Source organism: Limnoraphis robusta BA-68 BA1, assembly GCF_034932365.1.
Lineage (GTDB): Bacteria > Cyanobacteriota > Cyanobacteriia > Cyanobacteriales > Microcoleaceae > Capilliphycus > Capilliphycus robustus.
In genome coordinates, this window is sequence record NZ_JAYGHR010000112.1 from 1 (window position 1) to 14,033 (window position 14,033).

Annotated in this window: 7 protein-coding genes; 2 read left to right on the top strand and 5 right to left on the bottom strand. The window is 41.7% G+C overall.

What is annotated here, in order from left to right; translation table 11 throughout:
• A partial coding sequence (locus tag VB836_RS29790; protein ID WP_323225121.1) for an RNA-guided endonuclease InsQ/TnpB family protein occupies window positions 1-673 on the bottom strand: 673 nt, incomplete at its 3' end.
• A gap of 99 nt (window positions 674-772) precedes the next feature.
• Here VB836_RS29790 and VB836_RS29795 point away from each other — a divergent pair.
• Complete coding sequence (locus tag VB836_RS29795) at window positions 773-3,940, top strand: WD40 repeat domain-containing protein (RefSeq protein ID WP_323225123.1); 3,168 nt, start codon at window positions 773-775, stop codon at window positions 3,938-3,940.
• 10 nt (window positions 3,941-3,950) lie between these two features.
• On the opposite strand, the gene VB836_RS29800 is transcribed toward VB836_RS29795, so the two are convergent.
• From VB836_RS29800 to VB836_RS29810, 3 genes are all read right to left on the bottom strand, one after another.
• On the bottom strand, window positions 3,951-4,556 hold the full coding sequence (locus VB836_RS29800; protein WP_323225126.1) for a hypothetical protein: 606 nt from the start codon (window positions 4,554-4,556) through the stop codon (window positions 3,951-3,953).
• A gap of 64 nt (window positions 4,557-4,620) precedes the next feature.
• Window positions 4,621-6,033, bottom strand: a complete 1,413-nt coding sequence (locus VB836_RS29805) for a sensor histidine kinase (protein WP_323225127.1) — start codon at window positions 6,031-6,033, stop codon at window positions 4,621-4,623.
• Window positions 6,034-6,152: 119 nt separating this feature from the next.
• Window positions 6,153-7,244 carry an RNA-guided endonuclease InsQ/TnpB family protein gene (locus tag VB836_RS29810; RefSeq protein WP_323225129.1) on the bottom strand — a complete coding sequence of 364 codons (1,092 nt, stop codon included), beginning with the start codon at window positions 7,242-7,244 and terminating at the stop codon, window positions 6,153-6,155.
• 1,104 nt (window positions 7,245-8,348) lie between these two features.
• On the opposite strand from VB836_RS29810, the gene VB836_RS29815 reads away from it, so the two are divergent.
• Entirely contained in the window at window positions 8,349-13,451 is a 5,103-nt protein-coding gene (locus tag VB836_RS29815; protein ID WP_323225130.1) for a DUF4347 domain-containing protein, read from the top strand.
• A 240-nt stretch (window positions 13,452-13,691) separates the two neighbouring features.
• Here VB836_RS29815 and VB836_RS29820 read toward each other — a convergent pair.
• A partial coding sequence (locus VB836_RS29820) for a zinc ribbon domain-containing protein (RefSeq protein ID WP_323225131.1) occupies window positions 13,692-14,033 on the bottom strand: 342 nt, incomplete at its 5' end.

Sequence of the window (14,033 nt, forward strand, 5' to 3'; positions counted from 1 at the left end):
TCCTAGATAGTCGTCGCTGTAGCTTTTTAATTCGCTTTTCAGATGACCTTAAATACTTGGGATAGATGGCTGCATTGTCGTTAGTGTCTTTGTAGAAATAGTTTAAACCCAAGTCTAAACCGACTACATTTCCGGTATAGTTTCCAGGCTCAGAGCGATTGGCGTCAAAACAAAATTGAGCATAATACCCATCAGCTCGCCTCACCACCCTAACTCGATTGATTTTTAAGGTTAGAAGGTCTTTTCTAACATCTGAATTGCAGAAAAGAGAGAATTTACCCGCCTTGAAACCATCTGTAAAATTAATCGATCTACAGTCGGATGACAGTTTGTAGCCTGTGGTCTTGTATTCAACTGAACGACAATGCTTTTTAAATTGAGGATAGCCTTTTATCGACGCTCCCTCTCTACAACGACGGTAGAAACTAGAGATTGAATTCCAGGCTCTTTCACCCGAAGCTTGACGCGCCATTGAGTTAAGTTTCTTGGCAAAAGGAAATTCTTTCGCCAACTCTTTACACAAACGAGAAATTCGAGATTTATCCACATCCCGTTCATCTCGCCATAGTCTAACTGCCTTGTTCCTGATGAACTGTGCAGTCCTTATGGCTTCGTCAAGTCTTTCGTATTGAGACTTGGAACCGTTCAATAACTTCGTTTCTCTAACTATCATGGAGTTATCTTACCACAACCAAACTCGGATAACAAATTGTTCGTCTTCGACTCACGACTATTCATCCCCATACCTAAAGGCAGGGGCTTTTCGTGCTTTTTGGTAATTTGGCGATCGCTCAGAAATTCACCGCCTCTTTCTACTATTTTAGACGATTTTATACAAATTTTATCAGGAAAATCTGAACAAAAATCTTTACTGATTCGTTCCCCTTTTTCTGAGGAAGCTTATAGTTTTTCGAGTCAAACTTCTCAACTTTTAGATCAACTTCGTTCTCAACGTTGTTTGCTGATCTTAGATAATTGGGAAACCCTACTTCGCAGCAGTGCAGGAACTCCGCGAGATATAGTAGGTGTTCATCGAGAAGGGTTTGAAAATTATGGGGAATTATTGCGTTTATTTGGCGAAATCTTTCATCAAAGTTGTTTGGTGTTAACCTCCCGAGAAAAACCCGCAGTGATTGCCACTTTAGAAGGTGAATTTTTGCCCATTAGAACCTTGCAACTCACGGGTTTACCCACAGAAACGGCGCGAGAAATTCTCACGGCAAAAGGATTAAAAGGACAAGCCGAAGATTATCATCGTTTAATTGAACGCTATCAAGGAAATCCTCTGGCTTTGAAAATTGTTGCTACAGCAATTCAAGATACTTTTGCCGGAGATATTCAAGAATTTTTGAGTCATAAAACAATTGTATTTAACGGAATTAGAACGTTAATTGATCAACATTTTCAAAGGTTATCGGAGTTGGAAAAAGAGTTAATTTACTGGCTAGCAATTAACCGCGAACCTCTATCTTTATCCAGCTTACAGTCGGATTTAGTCGTACCTGTTTCGACCAAAAAATTATTAGAAGTCTTAGAATCTCTACAACGACGATCTCTGTTAGAAACTCAACTGGCTTGTTCTAAGAATAACGGACAATTAACTCAATTTACCCTACAACCTGTGATTATGGAATATGTCACAGACAGTCTGATCGAAAAAGTCGCCGAAGAAATTATTGCTCAAGACTGTCATTTATTTAGAACTCATGCGTTAATACAAGCCACTGCAAAAGATTATGTTCGCGAAACTCAAATTCAACTGATTCTCGTTCCTTTAATTGCTGAACTTCTCACTCATTTACGAACTCATTCTGCTATCGTTGAACAACTTGCTAAAGTCCTCAAACAAGAACAAACAATACTTCGACGAGAACCCGGTTATACTGCGGGAAATATTTTGAATATTTTCTGTCATCTGCAAATCAATATAGCAGGATGGGATTTTTCTAATCTTAGTATTTGGCAAGCCTATCTCCAAAATACTCGTTTAAATGATGTTAATTTTGCCGGATCAGATCTGAGTCGTTCTGTATTAGCAAAAACCTTTGCACCCATTACAAGCATTGCGTTAAGTTATGATGGGTTAATGTTCGCCACAGGTCATTTAGATAGCGAAATTTATCTGTATAAACTTGAAGCCTGTTATACTTTATCTGTTGGTTTTAATTTTCGCACGGATCAAGGAATTATTTGGTCAATTGCCTTTAGTCCAGATGGGAAACTGTTAGCAACCGCAGGCGAAGATTTCACCATTCAACTCTGGGATATCCAAACAGGTGAATGTCTACAAACCCTCAACAAACATACCAACTGTGTGCGATGTGTTAGCTTTACAAACTCGGGAAAATGGCTAATTAGTGGAAGTGAAGATCGTACTCTTCGTATTTGGGATGTGCAAACGGGAAACTGTTTACAAGTTTTTGAAGGACATCAACAACAAATTTGGACGTTAGCAATTGATGCGAATGATGATTATATTATTAGTGGAAGTGATGACTTTACTCTCAAACTTTGGCACCTCAAAACCGGACAGTGTTTAAGAACTTTTCAAGGACATACTGACTGGATCAGATCAGTGGTTTGGAGTGCAGAGGGTGAATACATCGCCAGTGGAAGTATTGATAAAACCGTGAAGTTGTGGGATGTCAAAAGCGGGGAATGTTTACAAACCTTTCGAGGTCATCGCAATGGTGTCTTTTCTGTGGTTTTTATCGATAACAATCAGTTGGCAAGTACGGGTTTAGATGGTACAATTAAACTATGGAATATTAAATCAGGTCGTTGTCGTCGGACTTTATTCAGTCATCGCAAGTTAATCGCTCATATTGCCTTTAGTTCTCCCGAAAACCTGTTAATTAGTGCAGCAGAAGATCAGACTTTAAAACTCTGGGATATCACAACAGGCGCTTGTATTCGAGTGGTACAAGCTAGAGTAAATTGGTTTTCTTCTGTTACTTTTAGTCCCGATGGAAAAATACTCGCCAGTGGAAGCGAAGATCGAGGAGTGCGACTTTGGGATCTGGAAACGGGGAAATGTCAACCGCTTTGGGGACATACAGATATTGTTTATACAGTGGCGTTTCACCCCAACTTTAGGAATGAAAATAGCCTCATATTAGCCAGTGGGAGTGGTGATCAAACTATTCGTTTGTGGGATGTGAAAACAGGACGCTGTAAAGCCGTATTACGGGGTCATCAGTCAACAATAATGACGGTAGCATTTAGTCCTGATGGGAAAATACTCGCCAGTGGGGGATGGGATGAAACCGTGAAACTTTGGGATGTGGAAACCGGTCAACTCCTGCGAAGTATTACCGCGCATTTTGTGGCGTCAGTAGCGTTTAGTTTGGATGGGAAAAAAATCGCGATCGCAGCCTTTGATCAGACGCTAAACATTTACAATATAGAAACGGGAGAATGGGATCAAAGTTTATTCGGACATAGCAGTTGGCTGTTAGGGGTGGCCTATAGTCCCTGTGGTCGCTGGTTAGCCAGTTGTGGTTTAGATCGTAGCATTCGCCTCTGGGATCTCAATACCGGAAACTGTCATTTCGTTTTATCAGGACATTCAGACTGGGTGTGGAAAGTTGCGTTTAGTCAAGATAGTCGTTTGTTAGCCAGTGCGAGTAGCGATCGCACCATTAAATTATGGGATATAATAACAGGAACCTGTTTAAAAACCCTAGAAGAACATGAATTTTGGGTGATGTCTGTGGAGTTTCATCCCGATCCCACTTCTCAATTTAATACTCCAGAAATTCTTGTCAGTGGCGCTGCGGATCAAACCATTAAACTCTGGGATGTATTAACGGGAAATTGTATTCAAACCTTGAAAGCAGATCGTCTCTATGAAGGAATGAATATCAGTCAAGTTACAGGACTAACAGACGGTCAAAAAACGGCGTTAAAGGTTTTAGGTGCAGTGTTTAGCGAAGAATAGAGAAACGGTATTAGATCTGTTCTTGTTGACATTGATAAAAAATGTAATCGAGGGCTGACAATAATTTTTCTATATTAGAAATTGTATAATATCGCGTCTCTTTTGTAAAGAGATTGTCGTTGAGTTTGCCAAATTCCCAGATTTTCCCATTAGACACTACTCCAAAAAGAGTTTGACTCGGTTGATTATTAATTTTTTGCATGGCAACCATTTCCGCCAAACATTGTCCCCATCCTTTGATAAAGTCATCTTTTTTAGCTTCGACAACTAAAAAATAAGGTTTTTCAAAGACTTGTTTTCCTAAAGTTGATCTTTGGGCTAATATATAATCAGGAGTTCCTGAAAGTTTTTCATCATAAATAATCGCTTTATGACTCCATAATGTAAACTCATTTCGGTAGCGGCGATAAAGTTCTTTTAAAATCGGGAAAATAATCATTTCACACACCGCATATTCTGATTCTTCAAAGGAAAATTCTCTAAGACAAAACTCTAAATCTTCCTGAAATACTGAGCGAACCTCGATTTTAGATTCAATAATAAATTCTGCTTCTATTGCAGTAATTTGAAATTCTTGCAGAACTTCACTAATATTTTTATAGGAATCGAAAGACATAAAAATCTCTCCTGTAATTCATTAAAAGAACGGTTTACTTAAGGTTTATGGTTAAATATTTCAATCAAACAAGAGGTAATAAAATCTCAAACTCTGTTCCCATACCCGGTTCAGATTGCATCAGAAATTGACCCCCATGTTTCCCCGTAACAATTTGATAACTATGGGCTAAACTGGTTTCTTTTTCAAGGCGTTTTCGGGTTGAAAAAGATTCAATAATTTTTTGTTGTTCATCGAAAGACATACCAGGGCCATTATCTGCTATCCGAATAGAAACCCAACGTTGGGGAGTTCTTTCTGAACTGAGTTTTGTTTTTGGCGATCGCACTTCTGTGGTAATTTCTATTGTGGGTTTTTTGTCAATATTTTGACTAATATTTCCTCGATATTTTTTCGCCCAATCTTCACTAAAAGCCTGACTCACCAGGGCATCAATTGCATTGGTTAAAATATTCATAAAAACTTGATTCAGTTGACCAATATAGCAGGTAACAGGGGGGATATGATCATAAGATTTTATCACTTTAATTTCACTAGATATTCTATTTTTTAGCAGTAATAAAATGCTTTCTAAATGGGTATGAATATCAGCAGGCTTGGGATGAACTTCATCAATATAACAGAAATTTTGCAAACTCGTTGCCAATTTTTTCAACCGTTCTGCTCCGCTTTGAATACTCTTGACAATTTGAGGAATATCTTGTTGAATATAATCAAATTCTATTTCATCTTTGATCTGCTGAATATCGGACGGAGTTGTTGAAAAATGGGCTTCATAAACCGAGATCAAGTTAATCAGACTTTCGCTATAAGCTGAGAGATGCGTTAAATTTCCCCAAATAAAACCCACCGGATCTAAAATTTCATGGGCGACGCCATCCACCAAGCGTCCCAAATTTGCCATTTTCTCAATTTGTACAATTTGAGTTTGCATTCGTTCAAAGCGAACTTGAGTTTCAATTCCACGAATTTGCCAGTTAGCAATATTTAATTCGTGAACATCGAGCAGTCGATAAGGTAAACTCCGAGAAGATGAGGAGAGCGGATCAATTTCAACAACAATGGGTTCACCTCGCAGTTCGGGTAAGCGTCGGAGCGCCTGTTGAGCGGCACTAACAATCGGCGTATCTTCTGATAAAATCAAAGGCGATGTACGGGCATAGCTGTAGAGAACCCGCAGAGGTTGTGGTAAAAACAGCTCCATTGCTTGAGGGCGAATCAAAAATTCTAACAGTTGGCGTCGCGAGATCATCCCCAAAAATTGCGGATTTCCATCGGGTGATTCCTCAATCAGAATCACTCCCGGAACGCTAGGATAGCGCTCAAAGATTTGAGCGACAACAATTCCTAGACAACTTGCAGAGACCTGAAACTCATACAGAGAAAGATCTCCCAAAGTTGATGCTAAACCCAGATCGAAAATGGTCCCCTCTATTAAGCGAGGGGGAGAGACTTGATCATCACGTTCCTCTAGCACGGCGTGTTACACCAGTCAGCTACATTTCTAGTTTACTGCTTTATAAAACTTATATAACGCGGTATAAACCATGTTAACGTTTATTTCCTGCATCACCCCGGACTGTCGGCAGCACCCGGTCAGACAAGCAAATCAGCCGAGAAGCCCTCGGCATAACCTTCTAAATTTAGGCTGGCATTCAAATCACGGTCAATGCTTACACCGCAATTATTACAGTTAAAAACTCGTTCTTTCAGAGCTATTTGTTGAACATGACCGCAATTTGAACAGGTTTTAGTTGACGGATAAAATCTGTCAGCAAAAACTACTACTGAGCCGTACCACTCGGACTTATACTCGACTTGGCGGCGAATTTCATAAAGAGCAGAATCGGCAATAGCACCCGCTAACTTATGATTCTTTAACATCCCAGAAACATTCAAGTCTTCTAACCCGATAACTGCGTGGTTTTTGCATAGCCATGAGGTGAGTTTGTGAATTGCATCTTTTCGGATGTTTGTGACTCGCTGATAAGCTTTCGCTAATTTGAGTTTGGCTTTATTCCTGTTATTGGAACCCTTCTGTTTTCTAGAAAGTTCGCGCTGAAGTTTTGCCAGATTTTTTTGAGCTTTTTTGTGAGCTGCTGGATTGTCAAAAACAGTACCATCTGAACAGGTAGCTAAGACCTTAACCCCAACATCAACACCCAGGTATTCTCTTGATTTAACAGTCTGTTCTGGCTCAAATTCGTAAGCGACAGACAGATACCAAGAATCAGCGACTCGACTAATTGTGACTCGTTTAGTCTGAATTTCGGGAAGGGGTTCGTAAGTGTTAACCCATCCAATAAAAGGAAGCTTTAATCTCCTCCCTGAAAACCTCATTACTTGGCCACAATTGTCAATAGTAAAGCTATCATTTCTGCCTTTTTTCTTGAACTTAGGATGTTGGGCAGTGCCTTGAAAAAAGCGACTAAAAGCTTCTCCCAAGTGCATGAAGGCAAATTGATAAACTCTAGAACTTAGCGTTGACTGCCAGGAATATTGAGGTTTGACGTGATTGGTGTAGAACTTTTTTAGCTTATTCGCAGAAGGTTTTAAACCCTGTTTGTAAGCTTCATTCCACATCGCTAATGCCCAATTCCAAACCCACCTAGAATATCCGGCGTGGGTCGCCATTAAAGTCTTCTGTTTGTTATTCAGTTTTAACTTGGTTTTGAATGCTCGTTGCATAGATGTATTCTGTTATCTTACAGATAGTACCGTGTTGTACCATAAATTGTCAACTAAGTTACTGCTCTACAACCTACAAATGAAATAACTATCAAACATTTCTAGCAAACAGCCCCACCCAAACCTTGATCATTTCCACTCAGTCAGACAGTAAAAAGCCTTGATCAAGAGACTTTCACCTCGGGAGAACTTGAAACAGTACAGTGCCATACCCTAACTCTTGAGGTAGAGATCATCATAGAGTTCGTTTTCAATCATCAGGATTTTTAGATGTACTCCCAAGTTGCAGAAGATGAAAGACAACTTTAACAAAATCATTGTGAACAGTCATCTATCTACAAGCAGAAAAGCTATAATGATTTGAGAAGCTATTGAGTCAATTTCTCTACATTTAGAGATAGACAAAATACCTCATTAATTAAACACAAAATGAGCATTTTGTCAAGGGTAAATATGCCAGTAAATAAACTGCTATAAGCTCAAACACATAAAAAGACAAAGAGCAGTTATACCTGTAAGTGATCTCGTTGAAAAAATTAGTAAATTTAGCTCAAAACTGAGTGACCGTTATGGGGGAATTGTTCAAATTGATAGGTTAAGTTGAAAAAAAATCAAGGTTTTTGGCTAACTCAAAGCCTCACTCTCGAAATAAAGCTGAAGTATTCAATTAAAGAAAGAGGAATAGAATTTTATATCTATAGCAGAGAAAGAGTTGATTAGGACACTGTTTTTCTGTCAAATCCTTTTATGATAAAGGTTTCAATTCTGTCTCCTGTCTCGGTGTCTCCTGACTTCTGCTATATCCAACCTCACCCCCTTAAAAAATAAATTTGTATAATTTACCCTCAAGACGTGAGTTCAGTTAGACTGAATTCCTAAACTTTGTCGAACTATACTTGAGTTTCTGTATTCTTCAAAGCATAGAAACTCAACGGCAAGTGCCTAAAAATTTAGAAACCGAAACCCTAGTCATTCAAAGCGCGGTTAATTGAACAAAAACTTAACCTCAGCTTCAAACAAACTGTTTCATATTTTCAGTGAATCCTCAGAAAATTTTGAACGAGGATCATCAGTATTGAATGTAGTTTTTCCAAAAAAAGTGAAATGATGTTTTATACTCCAACTCATACTCCAACTTCCACCTCTACAATTTCTCGGCAATTTCGGGAAAACCCGGAATTTGAGAAAAACTCAACAAAAACCGATGTTCTTGTTATTATTGATGCCCAAGTACAAGACTGCAAACAACTACTAAAAGGCGTTGTACCGGGAGTCAACGTAAAACTCCTCAATACAACTCAAGATGGAGTCAGACAAATCACTCAAACTCTGCGAGAAAATCCCAATCTCTCAGAAATTCATATCCTTTCTCACGGGTGTCAGGGAAGCTTACAACTGGGTAATACTCAACTCAGCCTCGACAGTCTACAACTCTACGCTAACGAACTCAAAACCTGGTCAGTAAGCCAAATTCTGCTTTATGGTTGTAACGTTGCAGCCGGAGACGCAGGCGTTGAATTTATTGAAAAACTGCACCAACTTACCGGAGCAAAAATTGCCGCTTCTGCCAATAAAACAGGTCATTCTGCTTTAGGCGGAGACTGGAATTTAGAAGTCAAAACCGATGAATTTGAGGGTTCGTTTCCTCTCACCTCAGAAGCAATAGAAAGTTATCGCTTTGCTTTTCCCTTAGCAATTGAGGAACTACGAGTAGAGAGAATACCACCAGACGAAGATAGCGGCAATATTTCCTATATCGGTCCCGAGATCCAAGCAAATGTTCCCGAAGAAACAGAGATACAATACAACTTTCAACAGGGTGACAATAATCTTCTGGTTGTCAGAAGCTTTACCTCACCACTGCAAGAAGAATTTTTAGCAGGCGATATTCTCAATCACTTTGAGTTGAGGCGAGTTGATAATGAGAATATTCAAGGCGCACGACAACTGCTTTGGTTTGAGCGGGAGAGCGAAACAGACACCGAACTCAATCTCAGACCCCCTTTTGCCCAGATTCCTGCCGATAATACCGATGATGACTTGATGGAAGTCACCTTGTTTGATGACGTGATCAACCGAGGTACAGATAATATTTTTGCAAATCAGACTAACACACCAGACGAAAATATCAACAACATTGAGCGAATTGACTATATCTCAACAGATGGTTTACAAGCTCCCCTGGAAAACTTAGATGAAGTGGGTTTTCTCATCCTTGAGCGTGGCGGTAACGATGCGTTTAAAATCGCACCCATTTTAGCACTAGACGCACAAACAGGTCTTCCGACTGAATTTGGAAATTTACTGGAGATTACAGGAGATCTCTGGGGTGTTGATCAGTCTATCACTCTGGATACATCTGTTCTACGAGCAGATCAACCCGGTGAAAACCTACTGCGGAGAAACAATGTTGAGGGTCAAAACGTCGGTGGGATTTATATCAGTTTTAGCGATCTGGGTATCGAAGCAAGACAGCAATTTAATGGATATGCCTTGTTTGCGACTGATGTTCAGCAGACTGATGATTTAGTCGATTTCGAGAGTTTCCCCACAGACACATCCGAAGACGTAGGAGGATTAGATTTAATTGCAGGTGGGGTTGTTTATGGTCAGATCTTCATCAATATTAACGATATTACCGTTATCGAAGGAGAACCCGCTCAATTCACCGTTAATATCCCTTCTCCAGTTAATACACCGATTACCATAGACTATGCTACCAGCGATACTGATTTAGAGACGGGTGAAGCTACGGCGACTGCGGGAGAGGATTTCACACCCATTACAGAAGGCACCATTACCATTCCAGCCGGAGAAACTGAGGTTACGGTTAATATTGAGACCTTAGTTGATAACATCGAAGAAAATGACGAACAGTTTCGAGTCCTTCTTTCTAACCCCAGTCGAGGCTTTATCATTGATCGCGAAGGAATAGCTACGATTATTGATGCAGCCGTACCCACCACAACCGTTAGCGGCACAGTCTTTACAGATACCAACGGCGACGACAGTCTCAGCGAGAATGAACCGGGTTTACAAGGAATTGATGTTGACTTATTAATTAATACTGAAGTTGATATTAGTGAGGTGTTTGCTACCGTTGAAACCAATGCTGATGGTAGCTACCAATTCGATGATGTTATTCCAGGGGAGTACAGCATTGAGGTTAACACGACTGACGAAAATATTCCCGAAGGAGGGATTTTAGGAACAGAAAATAATCTTCCTGTAACTGTTGCTGGCAATCAACCTGTAACCGGGATAAACTTTGGGTTCGATCCGACAGTCGAAAATACTGCACCTGTTGCCGAACCTGACACCGCAGAAACCGCAGTCAATACCGAAGTTAACCTGAATATTCTCGAAAACGATAGCGATACAGATGGTAATATAGACCCGACAACAGTAGATCTCAACCCCGAAACTCCCGAACTTGACAGCACTCGCGAAGTACCCGGAGTTGGAAGCTACACCGTAGACGAGACAGGCGTTGTCACCTTCGCTCCAGAACCAGAGTTTACTGGAACATCCACGATTAACTACACCGTACAGGATGACGTTGGCACCCCTTCAGAACCCACAGCGATCACTGTTACCGTTAATCCCCCTGCCAACGTTCCTCCAACAGCAACCGACGAAAACGTTAACACCGCCTTTGAAACTCCTGTCACCTTTAATCTGGCTGATAATATTAGTGATCCAGATGAAAACCTTGAATTAAGCACCATTGACCTTGATCCAACGACTCCAGAAATAGATCAACAGCTTGTTTTACCCGAGGGAACATTTACAGTCAATAATCAAGGTCAAGCAACCTTTGAACCTGTTGGCGGTTTTAGCGGTAGTGTAACCATTCCCTTTACAGTCCAGGATGATTTAGGCGCGACTTCCGAACCTGCTAATATTTCAGTCACCGTTAGCGCCGAAGCCAACCAACCGCCCACAGCCCAGGATGTTGAGAGTTCATCAATTCTCAACAATAGCGCTCCGATTCCTCTACCTTTGTCTGCGGCGAACTTCAGTGACCCTGATGGCATCGTAGAATTGATTAACTTGACATTACCCGATGCCGCACAAGGTACTCTGTTGCTTGATGGTGTGGCGGTGAGTGACCCGATTGAGGTTCAACGGTTAACTCCCAATCAACTTGATAATCTCACATTTGAGCCTAATATTGGCTTTGCCGGGAATGCGTCTTTTAATTATCGAGTCACAGACAATGATGGCTCGACTTCTAATGCAGCCAGTGTGACTGTTCCGGTTACTGCCTTTTCCGTTCCGACGGTTCCGCCAACTCAACCTGAACCGCCAACTCAGCCTGAACCGCCAACTCAGCCTGAACCGCCAACTCAACCTGAACCGCCAACTCAGCCTGAACCCCCAACTCAACCTGAACCTCCAACTCAGCCTGAACCGCCAACTCAGCCTGAACCGCCAACTCAGCCTGAACCGCCAACTCAACCTGAACCGCCAACTCAGCCTGAACCGCCAACTCAGCCTGAACCGCCAACTCAGCCTGAACCGCCAACTCAACCTGAACCGCCAACTCAGCCTGAACCCCCAACTCAGCCTGAACCGCCAACTCAGCCTGAACCTCCAACAGAACCCTCTGAGAACTTACCGCCTGAAGCCGATAATCAAACAGAAACCATTATTAATGATGGGACTCCCTCCGTTATCCCAAGGTTAACGGCGACAGACCCCGATGGTAGTATTAACTTCTACAGCATCACCGATTTACCCCCCAATGGCACCCTATTGATCAACGGTGAAGAAGCGACTTCAGATCAAGTTGAACGTCTAACACCCTCTCAAGCCGGACAACTGACTTTTGAACCTGACTCTAACTTTACAGGTGATGTCAGCTTCACTTTCACTGCGACTGATAATGATGGTGCTGTTTCTAACATCGCGACTGTACGCCTAATTGTAGAAGAAGATGATTCCATTCCTCGGGGTGAAGTCATTGATGATGGCGGTTGTGACTGTCCTCCCTTACCCGAGTTTGGTGCAGTTCCTCTACCTGAACGTATAGGATTGATTCCCAGTGCGTTTAATGCCTTTGGTAGTATTGATGGTACTGATGAAAGTGATATCTTACCCGGTTCACTCGGTAGTGATCTGGTATTCGCTTTTGCCGGAGATGACCGCATTGAAGGCTTTGAGGGTAATGATATCGTCTATGGGGGCGTTGGTGATGACCTCAAGTTTGGCGATGAAGGCAATGATTCTCTGCTTGGAGGGGACGGTAACGACACGCTAATCGGCAGTAACGGCACTCAAGATTTGGCAGCCTCCGCTAACTTTGAGAACGATGATTTTCTCTATGGCCACGCTAACAATGATTTAATTCAAGGTGGCCCTGGCGCTGACATGATGTATAGCGGTAAGCAAGATGACTTCTCCTACGGTGGCAAAAATGATGATATGGTTTGGGGTGATTTGGGTAATGACACCCTCTACGGTGACTTAGGAAATGACACCCTGATCGGCGACACTGCTGATGAAAATGAAGTTGAACCGGAACGGGGTTTACCTGGGATGATCGATTTCATCTGGGGTGGTGCAGGTGATGACTTGATCAATGGTGGTCGTAGTAATGATACCCTCAGTGGGGGTGTTGGTAATGATACGGTTCGCGGGGGGAAAGAAGATGATCTCGTTTATGGTGAAGTCGGAGATGACCTGATGTACGGAGATTTGGGCAATGACCAACTCTGTGGCAATGAGGGTAACGATACGATTTATGGTGATATCAACGACAACGAAACCTTTAGTACAGTTCCCGGACGCGATACAATCTGTGGCGGTAGTGGTAATGATCTGCTGTTTGGTAATCAAGATAATGACCGTCTCTGTGGGGGAACCGAGAGTGATACTCTCTATGGCGGTTTAGGGGAAGATACTTTAGCCGGAGAACTTGGGGATGATTGGTTGTTTGGCGATGAAGGTAATGACCTGATTTCTGGTGGAAGTGGTAGTGATCGGTTTATTCTGTTCTCCGATAGTGGTACGGACACTATTCAAGATTTCCAACTGGGTACTGATTTGATTGCTTTGGGCGGGGGTTTAAGCTTTGATGATTTAACTCTATCCCAAAGTGGAACCACGACGGTTATTAGTCTTGACTCTCAACAGTTGGCTATTCTCAATGATATACAGGTGACGGCTTTGACGGAAAGTAGTTTTATTGCTTTTGTCGGCTAACTGATCATTGTGACAACGGCTTCGCGCTGAATTGATTGTACTGATTAATTCACGCGCGATCGCTCTTGTGATCGTATTTCCACCAACAAAAAGAGATTCCTTGCTGGGGGTATTGTATCCCAGGCTTCTAACTATCAGATAGAAAAAATGCTGATCCGATGCCCAAATTTCCGTTTTTTAGATGTCAAAAGCAAAACTCTCAGGATATGTTGCGAACAGTCGTTGAGTGAACTACCGACACTATAATCGCTTCGATTTAGTGTCGGCTTCTAATATCGCGGGGGAATGCCTTAGAACGGACTTGCGTCCCAACCTTGGTCTTACTTCCCCTCCATTAGCAGAAACGGCTGTTCCATCCGTCTGTATTATTCTGATACCTTCCGCTCTGATATTTGTTGCTGCATTGCCATCACGGTCGTGACGAGTACCGCAGTGAGGACAAGTCCACTCTCTAGTATCAAGGGGTAACTCATCAATCTGGTAATAGCAATTAGAGCAGAGTTTAGAACTGGGGAACCATCGGTCAATCTCTACCAACTTCCCGCCTTTCTGTTCTAGCTTATAGGCTAAAAAGTTGGTAAA